Source organism: Endozoicomonas sp. NE40, assembly GCF_040549045.1.
Classification (GTDB): domain Bacteria; phylum Pseudomonadota; class Gammaproteobacteria; order Pseudomonadales; family Endozoicomonadaceae; genus Endozoicomonas_A; species Endozoicomonas_A lisbonensis.
The window spans coordinates 3,246,373-3,264,568 of sequence record NZ_JBEWTB010000002.1 but is presented as its reverse complement, the minus strand read 5'-3'; the positions used below and the strand labels follow the sequence as shown (position 1 = coordinate 3,264,568).

18 protein-coding genes are annotated in these 18,196 nt (G+C 47.2%); 6 read left to right on the top strand and 12 right to left on the bottom strand.

Going from position 1 to position 18,196, the window contains the following annotated elements:
- Positions 1 to 30: 30 nt before the first annotated feature.
- The 3 genes from V5J35_RS15605 to V5J35_RS15595 all read right to left on the bottom strand — a co-directional run bounded on the left by V5J35_RS15605 (position 31) and on the right by V5J35_RS15595 (position 2,396).
- The gene (locus V5J35_RS15605; protein WP_354008031.1) at positions 31 to 1,662 is read right to left on the bottom strand and encodes a cation:proton antiporter; all 1,632 of its coding nucleotides are present in this window, start codon (positions 1,660 to 1,662) and stop codon (positions 31 to 33) included.
- A gap of 105 nt (positions 1,663 to 1,767) precedes the next feature.
- On the bottom strand, positions 1,768 to 2,157 hold the full coding sequence (locus tag V5J35_RS15600; RefSeq protein WP_354016434.1) for a VOC family protein: 390 nt from the start codon (positions 2,155 to 2,157) through the stop codon (positions 1,768 to 1,770).
- Positions 2,158 to 2,192: 35 nt separating this feature from the next.
- A complete protein-coding gene (locus tag V5J35_RS15595) occupies positions 2,193 to 2,396 on the bottom strand; it encodes a hypothetical protein (protein WP_354008029.1) in 204 nt (67 codons plus the stop codon).
- Between the two features lie 202 nt (positions 2,397 to 2,598).
- Here V5J35_RS15595 and V5J35_RS15590 point away from each other — a divergent pair, with 202 nt between their 5' ends.
- Complete coding sequence (locus tag V5J35_RS15590) at positions 2,599 to 4,338, top strand: SgrR family transcriptional regulator (RefSeq protein ID WP_354008028.1); 1,740 nt, start codon at positions 2,599 to 2,601, stop codon at positions 4,336 to 4,338.
- Between the two features lie 171 nt (positions 4,339 to 4,509).
- Here V5J35_RS15590 and V5J35_RS15585 read toward each other — a convergent pair whose 3' ends face one another.
- A complete protein-coding gene (locus tag V5J35_RS15585) occupies positions 4,510 to 5,346 on the bottom strand; it encodes a helix-turn-helix domain-containing protein (RefSeq protein ID WP_354008027.1) in 837 nt (278 codons plus the stop codon).
- Positions 5,347 to 5,675: 329 nt separating this feature from the next.
- Between V5J35_RS15585 and V5J35_RS15580 the strand changes: the two genes are divergently transcribed.
- Positions 5,676 to 6,071, top strand: coding sequence for a TrmO family methyltransferase domain-containing protein (locus V5J35_RS15580; RefSeq protein WP_354008026.1), 396 nt, complete (start codon positions 5,676 to 5,678; stop codon positions 6,069 to 6,071).
- A gap of 97 nt (positions 6,072 to 6,168) precedes the next feature.
- On the opposite strand, the gene V5J35_RS15575 is transcribed toward V5J35_RS15580, so the two are convergent.
- Complete coding sequence (locus V5J35_RS15575) at positions 6,169 to 7,455, bottom strand: aromatic amino acid transport family protein (protein WP_354008025.1); 1,287 nt, start codon at positions 7,453 to 7,455, stop codon at positions 6,169 to 6,171.
- A 412-nt stretch (positions 7,456 to 7,867) separates the two neighbouring features.
- Positions 7,868 to 8,935 carry an IS4 family transposase gene (locus V5J35_RS15570; RefSeq protein ID WP_354008024.1) on the bottom strand — a complete coding sequence of 356 codons (1,068 nt, stop codon included), beginning with the start codon at positions 8,933 to 8,935 and terminating at the stop codon, positions 7,868 to 7,870.
- 130 nt (positions 8,936 to 9,065) lie between these two features.
- Here V5J35_RS15570 and V5J35_RS15565 point away from each other — a divergent pair, with 130 nt between their 5' ends.
- Positions 9,066 to 10,586, top strand: a complete 1,521-nt coding sequence (locus V5J35_RS15565; RefSeq protein WP_354008023.1) for a hypothetical protein — start codon at positions 9,066 to 9,068, stop codon at positions 10,584 to 10,586.
- Positions 10,587 to 10,746: 160 nt separating this feature from the next.
- On the opposite strand, the gene V5J35_RS15560 is transcribed toward V5J35_RS15565, so the two are convergent.
- From V5J35_RS15560 to V5J35_RS15545, 4 genes are all read right to left on the bottom strand, one after another.
- Entirely contained in the window at positions 10,747 to 11,211 is a 465-nt protein-coding gene (locus tag V5J35_RS15560) for a tRNA (cytidine(34)-2'-O)-methyltransferase (RefSeq protein ID WP_354008022.1), read from the bottom strand.
- Positions 11,212 to 11,387: 176 nt separating this feature from the next.
- On the bottom strand, positions 11,388 to 11,864 hold the full coding sequence (gene secB, locus V5J35_RS15555; protein WP_354008021.1) for a protein-export chaperone SecB: 477 nt from the start codon (positions 11,862 to 11,864) through the stop codon (positions 11,388 to 11,390).
- Positions 11,865 to 11,981: 117 nt separating this feature from the next.
- Positions 11,982 to 12,233, bottom strand: coding sequence for a glutaredoxin 3 (gene grxC, locus V5J35_RS15550; RefSeq protein WP_354008020.1), 252 nt, complete (start codon positions 12,231 to 12,233; stop codon positions 11,982 to 11,984).
- A 24-nt stretch (positions 12,234 to 12,257) separates the two neighbouring features.
- The gene (locus tag V5J35_RS15545; protein WP_354008019.1) at positions 12,258 to 12,674 is read right to left on the bottom strand and encodes a rhodanese-like domain-containing protein; all 417 of its coding nucleotides are present in this window, start codon (positions 12,672 to 12,674) and stop codon (positions 12,258 to 12,260) included.
- A 339-nt stretch (positions 12,675 to 13,013) separates the two neighbouring features.
- Between V5J35_RS15545 and gpmM the strand changes: the two genes are divergently transcribed.
- From gpmM to V5J35_RS15530, 3 genes are all read left to right on the top strand, one after another.
- A complete protein-coding gene (gene gpmM / locus V5J35_RS15540; RefSeq protein ID WP_354008018.1) occupies positions 13,014 to 14,543 on the top strand; it encodes a 2,3-bisphosphoglycerate-independent phosphoglycerate mutase in 1,530 nt (509 codons plus the stop codon).
- A gap of 134 nt (positions 14,544 to 14,677) precedes the next feature.
- Positions 14,678 to 15,868: an RING finger protein gene (locus V5J35_RS15535; protein WP_354008017.1), complete on the top strand. Its 1,191-nt coding sequence runs from the start codon at positions 14,678 to 14,680 to the stop codon at positions 15,866 to 15,868.
- A 131-nt stretch (positions 15,869 to 15,999) separates the two neighbouring features.
- Positions 16,000 to 16,560, top strand: a complete 561-nt coding sequence (locus V5J35_RS15530; protein ID WP_354008016.1) for a YfaZ family outer membrane protein — start codon at positions 16,000 to 16,002, stop codon at positions 16,558 to 16,560.
- 118 nt (positions 16,561 to 16,678) lie between these two features.
- On the opposite strand, the gene V5J35_RS15525 is transcribed toward V5J35_RS15530, so the two are convergent.
- Together V5J35_RS15525 and V5J35_RS15520 are read right to left on the bottom strand one after the other, a co-directional pair.
- Positions 16,679 to 17,245 carry a GNAT family N-acetyltransferase gene (locus tag V5J35_RS15525; protein WP_354016433.1) on the bottom strand — a complete coding sequence of 189 codons (567 nt, stop codon included), beginning with the start codon at positions 17,243 to 17,245 and terminating at the stop codon, positions 16,679 to 16,681.
- A 208-nt stretch (positions 17,246 to 17,453) separates the two neighbouring features.
- Positions 17,454 to 18,074 carry a BamJ family beta-barrel-assembly machinery protein gene (locus V5J35_RS15520; protein WP_354008014.1) on the bottom strand — a complete coding sequence of 207 codons (621 nt, stop codon included), beginning with the start codon at positions 18,072 to 18,074 and terminating at the stop codon, positions 17,454 to 17,456.
- Positions 18,075 to 18,196: the final 122 nt, after the last annotated feature.

Here is an 18,196-nt window from a genome sequence, read left to right as displayed (position 1 = left end):
ATACCTATGGAGCCACAAGACTACTTTTAATCAGGCCTCAAGTGCCATTATTTTATCAGCCGCCTGATGGGCAGAATCTGCATAAGGGCTTAATACATAGTCCGATCCGTAATCCCGGAAGCGTTGCACATCTTCGGTACTGTCCACACAGATAACTGTCCGCCCCTGATACCCCAGGGCATTAAGGTTCTCCAGCAGAGCCTTGTTCAGGGAGCGATCCCTGATGGTGCTGATAATACACTGGACAGAATCCAGTGACGTTCCGGCAATCAGCTCAGGGTCTTCTATATCGCCGTAATGCATGGAAAAGCCTGCCTGAGCGAACTGTTCGACCGTACGCGGGTCATAGTCGATCGCCAGCACCCTTTTGCCCTGTTGTTGAAGGTTCTCTGCCAGCACCGCCCCGAAACGCCCTATGCCGATCATGATCATATCGACAGGTTCGTCGTCTTCATCGTGGCCAGTTTCCCGGTTAGCGACTGTTTTCTCAAACCGGGATAAATACGGCGACAGTCGCTCAAACAGCGGTTGTGAGTACAGCATCATGTAAGTTGAAACGCTGATGGTGATCAAACCCACCAGGGTAATCAGCCCCACGGTACTTTCAGAAATATGCCCAAGGCTTAACCCCAGTGCTGCAAGAATCAGGGAAAACTCTGAAATCTGTGCCACCGTCAAACCCGCAAGAAAACCGGTTCGTTTGCGATAGCCCATAAAGCCCATGATGGTCATTACAATCAAAGGGTTGCCCAGCAAAACAAAGGCTGAAAACAGCAACGCTGCAGGTACCTGGGTGGATAAAAGGCTCATATCCAGGCCACTACCCAGTTCAATAAAGAAAAACAGCAGCAGGAAGTCCCGCAGGCTCACCAGCCGGGCGGCAATCTGTTCCCGGTAAGGTGTAGAGGCAATGGAGATACCCGCCAGAAACGCCCCGACCTCTTTACTGAAACCAAGGGCATGCCCCACAGAGGCGCCCAGCACAGCCCAGCCAATAGAAAAAAGAACCAGCAGTTCAGAAGAACGGGCAATATGTTTCAGGGAACCGGGCAGAACAAATCGCATCAGTAACGCGACAGCCACCAGCATCAAAATGCCTTTCAGCAGAATATTGACGGCTTCCTGCCCCAGACTGATCTCGCCAGTTGCCTGACCCACCGCCATCAGGCCGATCATCACCAGCACGACCACGATATCCTGAACAATCAGAAAGCCGACCGCAATGCGTCCATGGAGTGTATTGACTTCGCGTTTGTCGGACAGGATTTTGACAATAATAATGGTGCTGGAAAAGGTCAGGGCCAGTGCAACATACACCGCAGAAACCACTGGCATGCCCAGAGCAATGGCAATAAGGAAACCGATCGCCGAAGTAAAAAAGACCTGCCCAAGGCCAGACGCCAGCGCCACTGGCCCTACCGTCCGGATAACCTTGATATCCAGTTTCAATCCGACCACAAACAGCAACAGCGAAATGCCCAGCCGGGCAAACAGCTCGATTTCACTGCTGGCTTCCACCAGAGAAATACCCGAAGGTCCCAGCACAACCCCAAGTACAATAAATGCAACGATCAATGGTTGTTTCAAATAAAGGGCCAGAACGCCTCCCAGCGACGCTAACCCGACAATAAGGCCAATCTGAAGGAACACGCTGTCGAACATTGGTGACTTCTTCCCCTGCAAACCTCTGGTTCGTTCTAAAGTGTTGTTATGATGCCCACAAGATAAGGGAAACCGCTGGGGAAGGGGTTGACCTGACGCAACCCATTAAGCCGTTATCTCAATTCTGTTCTTATCCGGGTCAAACACCACACTCTCGTAATAACCATCACCGGTTCGTCTTGGCCCGTCCAGTACCTCGTAGCCCTCTTCAGCCAGCTTTGCTGTCAAACGGTCAACCTCCGCTTCAGACCCTACAGACATTGCCAGATGGATCAGACCGGTAAACTGCTGGTACGGATCATCCTTCGAACCCGGGACCGCCTTCATTTCCATGATTTCCAGGCGAGCTCCGGTATCAAAACTGAGGAAGTAAGAAGAAAATCCTTTCTTCGCGTTATGGTATTTTTCATTGGAACGGGCTGAAAAATACCGTTCATAAAAGGTTTTAAGACGCTCTATATCCTGCGACCAGACGGCAACATGTTCAATTTTCATAGTGTTCCCACAAACATAGCTTTTCCATAAAAGCGTTAAACATCATCAAGGGTTTCCCTGACTTTTTTCTCCTGGAACGGTTCCGGCAATTCCCACTGATTGACTTCAAACAACTGCTTAAGCAGTTCCTGCAGCACAGTTGAACGGGTATTGACCAGAGCCTGCTGATAGAAATGCACTAATGGTTGACCACCAAGGTCAGGAAAACGCTTTTTGATAGAGTTAAGTGTTTTCAACATCTGTCAGCTCCTCGCTATTGCTCCAGCTATTGATTCAGGCTTTTGCTTCAAGATGTGGCCATTATCAGACTATATAAGGAAGCAAAAAACAGCTCATTCTTTGTTTTACTTTTCCTCATTTCCGCTAAAATCCACTCACACTTCCCTGAAAGACCCAAAAAAGGCAAAAACAGGGAAAAACATGGATTAAGGAGTTCCTGTTTTGGTCGAATTAAAGCGCTTTCAATACTACCGAAGGCTGGCAAAGCTGGGGACTGGTCAGGATTGCCGGGTCAGTCTGGACGAAGTCGCCAGCTGTTTCATCACCAGTAAACGCCATGCAAGAAACCTGCTCAGAGAAATGCAGACACTTCAGTGGCTCTACTGGCAACCAAATGCTGGGCGCAACCAACGCTCGTTACTCCATCTGAACTACACAGTGGACGAACTGCAACAACGGGTTGCCCACAAACTGATTGAACAGAGCCATTACAATCAGGCTCTGGAGTTTCTGGATAATGATCACAGTGTCTTCGGTAAGCTGCTAAGGGAAACCTCCGGTGCCAGCAACCGTTCCGGTCAGTTACACCTGCAGCTGACGTACCCCAGAGCCTTTGGCCCTCTTCTGCCACATCTGCCACAGCGCAACAGCGAACGCTTTTTTCTACGACAAGTGTTTGCCAACCTGGTGTACTGTTCTCCGGAAGGCACGATTTCTCCGGGGCTGGCGCACCATTGGCAACATAACGAATCAGCCAGTGTCTGGACGTTTTATCTCAGGCCCAACCTCAGTTTTCACAATGGCGACAAAATTGACGCTCACTGTCTGGTCAGTCTGTTCGAAAACCTTCAGGCTCTGCCTCTTTATCAGGCCGAACTTGCACACCTCCACAGCGTAGTCGCCAAACAGAGCCTGTGTCTTGAATTTACCCTGAATACACCAGACTTTGGTTTCCACGGCCTGCTGGCCGATACCCGATATGCCATTCAGCCACCGGAACAGATACAACAATCGTCACTGCGCCAGGTCACTGGAAGCGGGGCTTTTCAGGTCACCGAACACAATCAGCGGCTGCAGCTGGCAGCCTTTTCTGATTACTACCATTGCCGGGCGCTGCCCGATGAGGTCACTATCTGGAATGTTCCTCATGAAGGCAGGGAGCTGATGGAGCTGACCGGCACTGCTTTTACCCGCTGCCAGTACTCACTGGAAAGCCATCAGACTGATTCAGTGTCTGGCAGTGCTGAACAAAGACAGCTGGAGTACGGCTGTATCTACCTTTTATTCAATCAGAACAGTCCCCAACCATTAAGCCTGGAGCAGCGCCGCTGGTTAACCGCCTGCCTGCACCCCGAACAGCTTCTGCAGCTGGCAACACCTGAAACCAGCACTGGTATACAGATCGCGCTCAACCTGCTGCCATTCTGGGGGCCAGTCAGAAAACCACAACCGACAAAAGTTCCTCTTCCTGAACGGCTGGACATTGCCGTTTATGACCAGTACGACGTCAGAAAAACAGCAACCTCTGTCAAGCAGCTGCTAGATCAGTCCGGCATCCAGTGTTCCATACGCACTTATTCTCTGGCGACGTTGCAATGTAAGGATAAAGTGTCGAGCCTGAAAGAGAGTCTGGTTATTTGCAGCACCAATCTGGACGACAACCGACCGTCGTCAGCCTTTCGATGGTTTTTATCCGATCCGCTGCTCAACAGTATGATCAGTACAGACGCCCATAACTGGCTGAAACAGCAGTTACTGGCTATACGACAGACGACACCATTAAGCGACTACCTGAAAAAACTGGAATATCTGGCAGTTACCATGATTTCCGAGTGCTGGCTGATGCCTTTTTACCATCAGTGGCAGAGCCTCCATTTTCAGGATATTTTGCAGGATGTCACCATGACGGAATGGGGCTGGCCCGACATTCGGGAAGTGTGGATGACAAAACAGCAGCATTGAAGCCCGAAAAATCAGAAGATGAATGAAGAGTGAAGAAAATGGTGGCGTTTCAAACAGGTTGATACCACATTCTTGAGATGAACTCTCCGATGTACAGACTACCACTGAAGTGCGGTTATGAAATATGCGAGATCAACGCATCTGGCTCATCACCCGTTAAACAATAGTCGCTTACCCAGAACTCCTGAACCAGTTGTGCCTGAAGTCCTGGGGTGATTCGCCAGTGGCTTTCTTATAAAAACGACTGAAATAGGCTACATCCTGATAACCAAGATCATAGGAGATAGCTTTTACCGTCCTGGTAGTAAAAGCTAACTGTCGTCTGGCTTCGACCAGGATTTTTTCATGAATGAGCTGAGTAACCGTTTTGCTGAAATATTTCTGGCTTAGTTCGTTCACCCGCTTACTGCCTAACGACAGTTTGTCGGCATAAAAATCCGCATTCCTCCTATCTGTGTAGTGACTGTCTATTAATGACAAAAGGAAGGTCATTCTTTCGTCGTTGGCTTTTGGAATATCATCCCTTACCGGCTGATAGCGCATCAGGTAGCGTAAAAAGCCTGTGAACAACATATTGATCAGCTCATTATCACAGTCCGGGCTGCCCAACTCTGTACTCAAAATTTCCAGTAACTTTTTCAGAGCCTGTTTGCCACGGCTGTCGACGGAGATAGACGGATGATAGGAACGGTTGTTGAAAAAAATTTGCTCCAGTATTTTCTGGCTACGAAAATCGGAACTGATCAGACTTGAGCAAAAGGAGATCGCATACAGGCCATCAGGCAAGTCATGAACATGATGCACCTGACCCGGAGTGATGAAATAGATCAATCCGCTACAAAGCGGATAATTCATAAAATCTATGCTGTGGCTTCCTTCCCCTGATATTACCCAGAAGATTTCAAAATACTGATGCCGGTGCGGCTCAATGGACTCTATCCCGTCCGTTTTTTTCACATTCTCTATATCAAGAAGGGTTCCAGTCGGCAGCTTTTTTACCTCAAGCATGTGCGTACATCTTTGACCAATAAAATCGTTCAGAGTGGAAGGTAATTTAACTGGGATTGCAAACGATATTTTTTGCTTTCTGTCTATGACTGTTTGTTCCCATGGCCGGAAGCAGAATCGGAAGATAGTGCAACACCTGGGGAATATTGTCCTGTTCCGCAGCGCAGGTCTTTATCAGACAATGTAACTCGACTGCTCCAGGAACCAGCTTCTATACCATCACAAAACTGGCAGGAAAGCATCATGTCGAATGCAAAACACTGGTATACGTCTGACTGGCAGCAAACCTTTTAATACTCCTGTTAGCAACTCTTTGTCTGGTAAAGAAAATGAATATCGTTAGTATTGGCACAATTACTACCCCATACAACACTCTGGCAGAATGCCCAAACAATATTGATAACACTTCAGGCCCTTTGTGTGAGCTGCATCTTGACGATCAATATAAGGCAGGCATCAGAGGTTTGAAACCGGGAGAGAGTATCGACATTCTTTACTGGCTTCACGATTCCGACAGAACCGTTATGCAGGAAAAGCCGCATTTCCGTCATGATGGCGAAAAGCTGCCGGGAACCTTTGCATTGCGCTCGCCTCATCGACCAAACCCGATTGGTCTGGCAAAGCTGACCATTGTGGTTATTGCAGAGGGCAAGATTATGGTCAGGGGACTGGACTGCCTGAATGGCACTCAGATTGTTGATATTAAGCCTTCAATAAACGGATAGTAGAGCGAACCAGACTGTCACCGGAAAGAAATGTAGCTGATAGAACCAGTAACCTGAGTCTCTTTCCGGTGACTCAGGCCGTACGATTCACCATGAGCTAAAGCAGCTGTGAAATAACAAAACCAATAACGACCAGAGTACCAACCCCGAGAGCAAACAGGTCCCAGAAGGGCTTTCGATACCGCTGAAGCTGCTTAACCCGGTACAGGCCCGCTATAGGCAGGAAGAAGATAATAATGGCCATCATCGGAGCAACAACAGCTTCCATGATACCCAGAACGCTCCAGTTCCCCACGCCAGCCACCCAGCAGCTTAAGGCAATGATAAACAGACTGACCCTGTGAACATGACCTGCCGATACCACCTTGCCGGGACGGAAAGACCGGAACCCCTGGCTTAACAAGCCATTCATAAGCTCTATCACACCCAGAAAAAAGCCGAAGAACGAGGTCATAATCGCAACAAAGGCAATCAGTGGTGTGATCGTTGAAAAGAAACGATTACCCGGCTGGTTAGCCAGAACAGAAAGGGTTGGAAGATTTTCAGCCTTCGCCTGTGCCAGCTGTTCTGGCGTCAATGCCATTACACAGGAAAAAACAAAGAACATGGTAATGACCAGGAGTATCGATGCACTGCGCATATGAATGCTGTCGGTCTTGCGAATACAGGCATGAAGGTCTGGATTTTCCTGTCGGTAAGACCGGGCAAAAGTAGAACACACCGGGGCGTGATAAAAAGAGAACACCAGCACCGGTAGTGTCAGCAGGAAGGTTTCTGCTCCTTTTTGCAGAGAAACCGGCTGCATCAGATAATCCATTTGCCATTGTGGAATGAGATAAACCGCAATACCAAGCAGCACAATGGTCAATGGAAATACCATACGCCGGAACAGGCTCAACAGTCTCTGCTCAGTCCCCAGAAAGGCTCCCACCATGGCAACCACCAGAAGAAACACAATCAGGGAGCGTGAGGGTTCAGCCCAGTCCAGCTGGTTGACCAGAAAACTGACCGTCACATTGCTGATACCGATGGTATAGAGCAGCAAAACCGGGAACATCGACAAGAAACAAACCAGCATCAGCCATTTCGAGACGGATGAACCAAAAGTGTCTTCAACATGAGCTGAAAAGTCATTGCCGGGATGTCTGGAAGCCAGACAGAACCGGGTCAGGGTGCGATGAGTGAAATACACCATTGGCCCACTGATCAGAGCCATCAGCAACAGGGGCCAGAAGCCACCAATGCCTGCATTAATGGGAAGGTACAGCAGACCGGCGCCAATGCCAGTGCCAATATGGCTGAACATCCAGCCAGTATCTTTTGCTGTCCAGCGCAGGTGGACATCCGGCTCGCCAATGGACGATTCAAGACTTTGATCAGACATAGGCCTCCCAGCACTTATCGACAAATATCGGAACAGTATAGACAGTCCTGATGAATGAATGGTTATTGAAAAAATGGTAAAGCCAATGTCTGCCAATAAGATCTATGCCGGATTCCATTAACTAATCACCTCAACCATATTTATTTAATAACGTTCCTGATGGCGATCAGGGCAAAAATCAACATATAAGCAGGGGGCATCAAAATAAATATATATAGCTTTCACTTTAGAGAGATAAATCTATGTAAGTCTTTTTTTAAAAAAACTCCACCATTTTAAAATAATCAGCTATAAAAATATCGTCACTGCAATTAACATATTTGAGCACTGAGTCAGTTTTTTTGATTTTTTACTCTTGCTTGTACGCCATATTAAAAATATACGATGCACCTTTTTTAACAATAAATCCTGACTACGGGACAAAAAAGTTCAAAGCCTGTTTAAATCCACGTTTCAATTTATCAGGATTCAGAAGTAGTTCCTGCAGGTACTCCAAGCCTTGATGGAAAATGCTTTCTGCTGGCCATGATGCACCAAAGCGCGTTTTCGCAATTCTTGATGGAGAAATTGCTTGCCTCTTCAACCCTTCGGTGTAGCTCCAGCAGAATGCCAAAGCCAGCAAAGCCGTCAGCTTGTCCGTCCTCTCTGGTGCGGTCAGCCTGCAAGCTTCCATGTCAAACCCTCTGGTTTTAAGGCAACTGAACAGAGACTCGATTTCCCAGCGGCAATGGTAGTCGGGAATAATCGTATCAGGCTTATCCTGGCTGACAACAAAGCAGTAGCCTTTATGGGACAAACTCCCTGCAACATAAAGCTTCAAGCCCCAGATTTTGCAAGGCTTCGAAATTGCGTCCCAAGTGCCAGCCTTCAGTGAACGAAACTGCAACCGCACGGAGATGGCAGAGCTTCCGGGCTTCGCCACTTGTGTATTCTTCTTGATGCGTACTCTGAACAGTATTCCTTGCTCCATGAGCCAGCTTAGCCAGCCATGTCCATGAAACTCCCGGTCTGCAGACAGGCAGGCAACTGGCTGATCCGGAAAAGTTGCCAAAAAGCGTTTCATGAGGGCAATTCTCTGATTCGACTCGGAGCAACCAGCTTTATCAAGGTTGCTCCAGAACAAAGGAATGGCAACACCCTGACAACAAACAGCCAGAACCAGATGGTTAATGTCCTGACTTCCGAGTTTCCAGTTGGTTCTGTCGAGACAGAGAGTCCACTTAGGCTCAAGAGGCACTAACGTGACAATCAAGCGAGCAATAGCGGAGTAGTCCAGTGAGTAGCTTCTGAAAAAACGTTGAATCCGTTTGTAGCTTGAGTCGGGGGAGGCCTCTCTGACAAAGGCGACACGGAGTCTGTATAGAGAGCTGGTTCTGAGTTTGATCAGACCAAGGATAAATTGAGCAATAAATTCACAACGAGCCTTGTTCCAATCGAGATGAACACTAAGCTTGTTCTGGAGTGCTGTGACAGGGTTCATTGGCATCAAAGAAAGTTTGTGTGAGAACTACTCTCTTAGCTCATGCTGCTGACCTTGCCAGCACTCTCCTCAAAAAATGTCCCGTAGTCAGCAATAAATCTTTTGTTTTATAAATTTTGGAGACGTCCACATGAGAACAAAATTTTTTGCTGCTTCTTTTGCAACGTGTATTCTTGCTGGAATGATTGGAGACATCCATGCAAGCCCCAATCCCCCTGAAGGTGATGGAAAAAATGCAACAGATAAAAGTACAGACGTACTAGATTATCTTGATAAAAATGTCCGTGATATTATTAAGAAAGAACTGCGCGTTGAAGACCGGCAAGCAATTGTACAGGCTATTTCATCTATGCCTGGCAAACGACCTAAATTATTTTGGATATTCTCTGAGAAGCCTGATGGACCAGAAGGTGCCAGAGCTACCTTAAACGATATCATAAATGAGCATAAATCCAATACAAATGGTATGATTCTTTTATTAGAAGGTGATAAATATAATATAAACGGCACGATAAGCTTGAATAATTCTTTCAGCATGGTAGGTCTTAACACATATAAAGATTCAGATGAGCCTGTAAAATTAAGAGTGCATCAAGCAAATCCGGACAGCAATGCTTATCCATTATTTACATTTGATAACAGAACCGCCGTTTTCTACATGGATTTTATTGATGTAGAAACTATATACGGTAGAAGTCGATCAACAAATAAGGAACATTCAGGATTAATTCGAATTAACGCAGCAAAGGGTGTTTACTTCAAAAATAGTATTTTAAGATCTCCCAATGCACATCATGAATTACTTGATATAGACTGCGGTTTTGGCAATGGCTCTACAGACATTGGTATTTACTCAACCGAATTTGATATGGATGGCTTTGATATGGCAGCCATATCTGTTGGATGTAAAAAAAATGTCCATACTTTTCACAATATCTTGATGAACAATACGTTTACTATTAACTACAAGGGTTTACAGCCAACACCTACGTCCCTTAATTCTACTGTCACTTACCCCACCACAGCTTCCATAACAACTCCACTGTCTACCAGCCACCCTCACGATGAAGTCCATGAATTAGATGTTGTTTACGTTGCAAGTGGCAATGCACAATTAACCTTTAAAGACAGTATTTGTAATAATATTGATGACATTGAAAATGGATACTTATATGAGGATAATGCTGTTCGATCTCATGGCATAATTCTACTGGATAACGCTAAAATCATTGGTAAGGATTTTTTCACCTTGCAATTTAATCACCATCAGGCATTAGCTTACTCACGATGTCCTTCGTTTGTTTACAGCACAGCAGTAGGATGCCCAAAAGACAGCTGGCACACCGATGTTCCAAAACCTTATGATCAGTTTTTACCAGATAAAGCCACTCACACTAATGAATGGTTCTCTATTTGTAAAGCGACTCCAAGTACCCAGCCCCAGTCAGATGCAAGTAGCTCTGGTGGTGGTCATTCAAATGGCGCAGTTGCTGGGTCATTCTTTGGAGGATGGACTACAGGTTTAATGATGGGGGTGGGTGGAATGTATGTTTATATGCAAAGGAAAATAAACAGGATAACAGGCATGTCAGGACCAAAAAGATTTAATAATGCTGAATCGCTAAGTCAACAGTCCCTTACAGCAGAATAATACTACCTACAGGATCATGGAGGCATGCATTCATGCCTCCAGCCAGAGCCAGTCATGAATCAAATCTATTCTCTGGTATTCCTGAACTTTTATTCCGGGTGGGTATGCCTCCACCATTGACTCCTCATACCATCAATGGAAATGTCAGCAACTCAGGCATTCACAAACCACCATCAAACCCCTGCTGCCGCCAGGCTTCATAACTGACAATCGCCACTGAATTGGAAAGGTTTAAACTGCGGTTTTCCGGACACATGGGAATACGCAGCATGTTTTCCTGCTGCAATCGGGCTCTTACATCATCGGTCAGGCCGTGGGTTTCTGCACCAAACAGCAATACGTCACCGGGCTGGTAGTCAACCTGATGGTAGTGTCGCTTTCCTTTTGTGGTGATCGCCAGTATACGGCGCTCGCCCATCGCTTCAGCAAATGCATCAAAGTCCTTATGAAGGGTAATGCGTTCCATATCACGATAATCCAGTCCGGCACGCCTGAGCTTTTTCTCTTCAAGATCGAACCCCAGTGGTTCAATCAGATGCAGCTGGCAACCATTATTCGACACCAGCCGGATGATATTGCCGGTATTCTGGGCTATTCGGGGTTCAAAGAGTGCTATATGGAACATGTGGATAGTGTGTCACTGACTGAAGAGGGAAGCTTAAATGATAACGCCGCTATAAGCAGCCCTGAACAGATGAAAAATTTCACGGTAAAAAAAACGGCTAACCCGAAAGTCAGCCGTTCTTTTTGCATTCAGCATCTGTACAGCAGGTCTGTGTAAACCTGCCGGACTGAACAGAATCAGTTAACCGTAGCGGTTTCTTTCTGTTCAGCCTGCTCGCGCGCCTGCAGGTACAGAGCGTCGAAGTTTACAGGTGCCAGCATCAGCGGAGGGAAGCTGCCACGCAGAACCATGTTGTCGATAGCTTCACGAGCGTAAGGGAACAGGATGTTCGGGCAGAACGCACCCAGAGTACGGTGCAGTTCGTCAGCCGCCAGACCTTTCACCAGGAATACGCCCGCCTGCTGAACTTCAGCCAGGAATGCGGTTTCACGGTTGCCTTCCGGACCGTTTTCAACGGTGATGGTCAGGGACAGAACCACTTCAAACATGTCTTCCTGCAGCTGACGGTTGCTGGTGTTCAGGTCCAGCTTAACTTCTGGCTGCCACTGAGCCTGAAACATCTCAGGAGATTTTGGGGATTCAAAGGACAGGTCCTTAACGTAGATACGCTGCAGTGCAAACTGAGGCTGCTGCTCTTGCTGGTTCTCAGCCATTATAAATTCCTTACTATAAGTTGGAATGCCTGCGCAGCCTGATTATGAGTGCTGGCAAACAGTCGTTAAAAATCGCTTACCCACCATCAATGGGGACGGCATAAAATAATTCAAGCCTCAGGCAAGCAAATCATTTAGTTTATCAGCGGATTCCAGTGCAAACAGATCGTCGCAACCACCCACATGGGTGTCTCCGATCCAGACTTGGGGAACCGTGTGTCGTCCGGCTTTCTGAGTCATTTCCTGACGAACGTCAGGGCGGCCATCAACGCTGACAGTCTGGTAGTTAACCCCCTTACTGTCCAGCAGGCGCATTGCTCTGTGGCAAAACGGGCAGGTTGCTGAAATATAAATGGTGACAGGCTTCATGCCTTTATACCTCAAATAGCACTATTATTTTTTGACCAGCGGCAAGCCATCGGCAGTCCATGTGCTCAGACCACCACGCAGGCGCAGAACCTGTTGCAGACCGGCTTCCTTGAACTGTTTGCCGACCATGCCAGCGTGCTGCCCCTGAGCATCAATAATGACTATCGGCTTGTCTTTGTGCTTGTTCAGTTCTGCCACACGCTCTTTAACCTTGGCGAACGGCATGCTGACAGAATCAACAATGTGACCTTTGTTGTAGTCGGCCTTTTCACGAACGTCCACGACAATTGCACCCTGCTGGTTGACCAGCTGAGTCAGTTGCTGAGAACTGATGTTTTGACCACCCTTGCGCATTTCAGTGAACACCAGCGCCGTAATCAGTGCCACCAGAGAACCCACCAGCAGTGGGTGATTGCCTATAAATTCGAGTAGCTGAGCCATGAATTAACCAGTCTTTCTGAATCGGAAAAGGCGGGAGTATAACGCTACGGTGGATTTTTGTGGATACATACATAAATTACCCCTGAGATTTTTCCATGTTTTTTAGTCATACCGGCCTCCCGGACTGTTCAGTAATGATAATTATTGTTGCAAAGCTCATAAAAAAGAGGCGGTTCAAAACAAGCCTCAACCAAACTTCATCAAACCATGACACTCGCATTAATACTGCCACTGCACCGTAAGTAACAGCTATCATAGGAATAGGCACTGCACACTGGAATCCACCATAAAAGCAGGTAGAATGCGTCGCATTACTTCATCTGCCAAGGTTCAGAACTGATGACTGACAAGCGTAAAACCACAGCCCTGATCATTCTTGATGGCTACGGCCATCGTGAAGCGACCGAATTCAATGCAATCCATGCTGCTAAAACGCCGGTAATGGATCAGCTGATGGCTGAATTCCCAAACAGCCTGATCTCCGGTTCCGGTATGGATGTTGGTCTGCCAGAAGGCCAGATGGGTAACTCGGAAGTCGGTCACATGAACCTGGGTGCTGGTCGGGTGGTTTACCAGGACTTTACCCGCATCACCAAGTCCATCATGGACGGTGACTTCTTCGAAAACGAAGCGTTTGTCAGCACCATCGACAAGGCAGTAGCGGGTGGCAAGGCCGTTCATATCATGGGCCTGATGTCTCCGGGCGGCGTACACAGCCACGAAGACCACATCAATGCCATGATCGAACTGGCTGAAAAACGTGGTGCTAAAGAAGTTTACGTTCACGCCTTCCTCGATGGCCGTGACACTCCACCCCGCAGCGCTGAAAATTCCCTGGCAAAAACCGATGCCCTGCTGAAAGACAAAGGCATTGGTCGTGTCGCCTCCCTGATCGGCCGTTACTACGCCATGGACCGTGACAACCGCTGGGAACGTGTTCAGGAAGCTTACGACCTGATGACCCTGGGCAAAGCTGAGATCACCGCTAAAGATGCCGTTGAAGGACTGAAAGCGGCTTACGAGCGTGATGAAAACGACGAATTTGTTAAAGCCACTGTTATCGGTGAAACCGCTGCCACTGTGAACGATGGCGATGCCCTGATGTTCATGAATTTCCGTGCAGACCGCGCCCGTGAAATCACCCGAGCGTTTGTTGAAAGCGGCTTCGAAGGTTTCCAGCGTGAGAAAGCGCCTGAAATGGCTGGTTTCGTGATGCTGACCCAGTACGCTGCCGATATCGACACCATCTGTGCGTACCCACCGTCTTCTCTGCCTAACACTCTGGGCGAATACATGGAAAAACTGGGCAAAACCCAGCTGCGTATCGCTGAAACTGAAAAGTACGCTCACGTGACGTTCTTCTTCTCTGGTGGTCGTGAAAACCCATACGAAGGCGAAACCCGCGTTCTGGTTGACTCTCCAAAGGTAGCAACCTACGACCTGCAGCCAGAAATGTCAGCGCCGGAAGTCACTGAAAAACTGGTGGCTGAAATCAAGAGCGGCAAGCACGACCTGATTGTCTGCAACTTTGCTAACTGCGACATGGTCGGCCATACCGGCGTTTATGAAGCAGCCGTTAAAGCGGTTGAAGCGGTTGATGAGTCCGTTGGCAAAGTCATGGAAGCCCTGAAAGAAGTCGACGGTCAGTGCCTGATCACTGCCGACCACGGCAACGCTGAGCAGATGGTTGATCCTAAAACCGGCGGTATCCACACCGCTCACACCTGTGAAGAAGTGCCTCTGATCTACTTCGGTTCCAAAGACATCAAGCTGAACAACGGTATTCTTTCTGACCTGGCACCTACCCTGCTGGATCTGATGGAAATCCCTCAGCCTGAAGAGATGACTGGTAAGTCTCTGCTGGCTTAAGGCGTCAGGCTGCACACGACAGGGGAATTGTTTTGATTCCCCTGTTTAACACGCTCAGTAAAACCCATAAGTTGAGACATGCTATATTGCCTCAGCATCTGAAAAAAAGCAGATGCTACGAGGGGCACCTTTCAGTGTTATTAATAAACAACAAAGCACGACTGTTTCTGGTTTCATTTTTCCTGTTAATCGTTGCGTTAATCTCTAGGGCAGATGATCAGGCATTTAAGGATGAAAGTAGTCGTTACTATTCAAATGTACCTGAGGTTTTTCTTTCTATTACAAAAAGTTTGCAAGATGCTCTCTATTCGGTGTCTGATTACTACTACCGTCAACCTTACTATTTAAAATCCCTGCCTCTACTGACCGTTGTGATCAGGGAATATAGCCTCCACAGACTTCATCTTAATATTCATTCAATGAAATCCGCTGCAATGGAATTAATCATTGCAAAGTCTTTCGTCATCTTGCTGCTGTACGATTTATACAATGGCTGGAACGACGGCAAATACACTGGCAATTTAAAGTGGCATAATAGTGATGGTTTACTTTTTTTTGAAGTCAATCCGGATTTATTGTCAGAGCAACACGCCTATCACAGCCTGTCAAAACAATCCGGTATAACCTTGTTACAACTTGCCATCATAAATGTTGATGACCAATACCATGCCATTGTCAAATACCAGAAACACCGCACGATACACCATAGTACGGTCAATTTAGTATTTAATGAGTCATTATCGGGCATTCAGTTTCTCGAACCTGACTGCCTGTCCGGAACAGAAGACGTAAAAGGCAACACCCTGCTGCTAAGCATTTTTTCTGAGGAAGTGATACGCCAGATTTTTTCAAATATGACAACATCTATTAATGAACCGGGTCATGAACCTTCATTTATCACTGGGAAACACTATTCTGCCGGTACAGAGATGGCAGCCCGGCGACTGGAAGTGAACGATGTGAACGGTGACAATACGTTTGCTATTTGCCTGAAACACTCCAGATTCGTGGACGTATTAACAAAAAAGTTTAATAACAGTAATGACTCACTGATTGAAGAAGCCATGGTCAGGTCAGCTAAAACAGAAACCGGCTGGATAGCCTATGTATCCATGGTCCTTTTCAGACAGGCTGAGCATTACCTGTCGCAGCAGGCACTGGCAATCACTTCTCAATACGTTTTTACCGGAGAATGTCCTATCTGTCTGAATCACTTGTCAATATGGATAGAGGTCGCTAAATGTGGCAGGCACTGGTTCTGTGCTAACTGCTGGGCATTGCATACCAAACAGATCAATAGTGCATGTCCCATGTGCCGGAACTGACTCGTTTTGATCACTGATTCTCTATCTATAGGGCTTGTAAAATCAGCCCTCACTACGGATTTACCGAATAATAACAACCAACCTGCCTTTTTATACTGTTCTGCAGTGAAAACACAACACCAAGGAACAGAATGAAAACAGTTAGCAGTAACGCAGCCAACAGGGCAGCTATGGCACTCTGCGGCCTGATGATGAGCAGTACCGCTATGGCAACCGGTTTTAACCTGAGCCTGAGCGAACACAGCGTCGGCTTTGGTATTGACCAGATGCTCAGTTATACAACAGCCACCAGCTTTTCCGGCCTTTACCATGAAAACAAAGGCGGCATGGTTAACGGTGGCTTTAAAGTCATGAATCAGTCAGGCGGTTTTCGTTACTCTGTAGGCATGAAAGCCTTTGCCGTTGACCATCGTGGCGACTCTCATATTGGTTGGGGTTTTGCACCCGGGGGTTCACTGGGGGTTAATTTCACCCAGAGCATGCGTATTGAAGCTGAGTACTACTATGCGCCCAGCATCCTGAGCTTTAACCGAACAAAAAACATGAAGCAGTTTGACTCCCGCTTTGTATTTGCACCGATGCCAAATGCTGAGTTGTCTCTGGGCTATCGCAACGTTCAGACCAAAATGTCTAATCGTGGTAGCCGCACCCTGCACGACGGTGGTTATCTTGGAATCAACTTTAAGTTCTGATCCATTTTCGGCACCTGCAATTAGGTAAGGGCGGGGCTATTACCCCGTCTTTCCTACAGAACCGTGCGTACGGACCTTTCCCAAAGCGAAGCGAAGCGACGGGCGGGGAGAGTCAGTCTCAATTCATATGCTTAAAAATGAAAACGCCATTTAGCTTTTTCATAAGGAGTTCTGACGCAATACAGACAGAGCCTCTCCAAAACAGATAACTCCGACTTTCTTTTAGTTTTTTTTCAAGTGGAACCTTGGTATCCCATTCTTCGTATAGCAAATGCCTTTCCGATGCCTCTTCCGGGGCTGGGTGAAAGCCAAACTGAATATAAAACCCCTGAGCCTTGAATATAGGAAACATTAAATAGAGGTACGCACCACCATTTAGCCAAACCTCACTGACTGCAAGATACATCAACAAAACACCTATTGAAATATTTCGATAAGCGTCCAACACCCATATATCTTTAACTGCATAATGTCTTTCGCCTTCCGAACTTAAACTTGAGAGACTCTTAAAATTACTGGTTATTTTTACACTCCCGGCTTCCGGCTGGTATGTACCAAAGGCTCTTTTGTGAAGAGTCAAAGTCAGGTAATTCCCATCAATATTTCTTTTTAATATAAAAAACTTACGTGATGGAATATGACTAAACCTGGAATCCTCCGGAAACTTAATATGATCAAATGGCATGGTTTTTACATCTCGGATTTTAGTTGTCAGATCACAGCTTAAACCAGTAGGAGACCAGTGAACCGCTATTTTTCATTACCTTCCCCCTCAGTCTGAGCGGTTCAGGCTTCTTTCAGCCTGACGGGTTTGCCCGCTTCGCTGGGCAAACAAAAAAAGCCATTGTGTTTCACAACACAATGGCTTTTTTTTATCGGCAACGGATTCCTGATCAGGAAACGGCCAGCAGCTCTACTTCAAAGACCAGAGTCGCGTATGGGCCAATAGCACCACCCGCACCCTGAGCACCGTAAGCCAGGTTGTAAGGAATAAACAGCTTCCACTTGGAACCTACGGTCATCAGCTGCAGAGCTTCGGTCCAGCCAGCAATCACACCATTAACCGGGAACTCGATTGGCTCTCCACGATCAACAGAGCTGTCAAACACAGTACCGTCCAGCAGCATGCCGTGGTAGTGAGTTTTAACCGTAGATGTCGGGCCAGGCTTTTCAGCATTCGCATCACCAGCAACCAGCACTTCGTACTGCAGGCCGGAATCGGTTACGGTGACTTCATCACGCATGGCGTTTTCAGCCAGGAACTTCTCACCTTCAGCAGACAGCTCTTTAGCCTGTTCAGCTTCTTTCGCCTGAATGCGCTTGTGCATTTCGTTGAACGCTTCCTGCAGGGCAGAATGCTCTACAACGCTTGGCGCACCATTCAGGGAATCAGCCAGACCAGCCAGAACGGCATCAATGGACAGGCCTTCAATTGGGTTGCTGGACAGCTGGTCACCCATCTGGCGGCCAATACCGTAGCTTACGCGAGCTTCAACGCTTGTGTATTCAGACATTAAATTTCCACTTCGAAGTGAGATTGTCACAAAAGCTGGCAATTGTAGCACGACTGCCACAGATAGTGTCTGGTGATGAATACTGACCGGGTTATCAAAACTTTTCCGGCAGTTATGTGCGA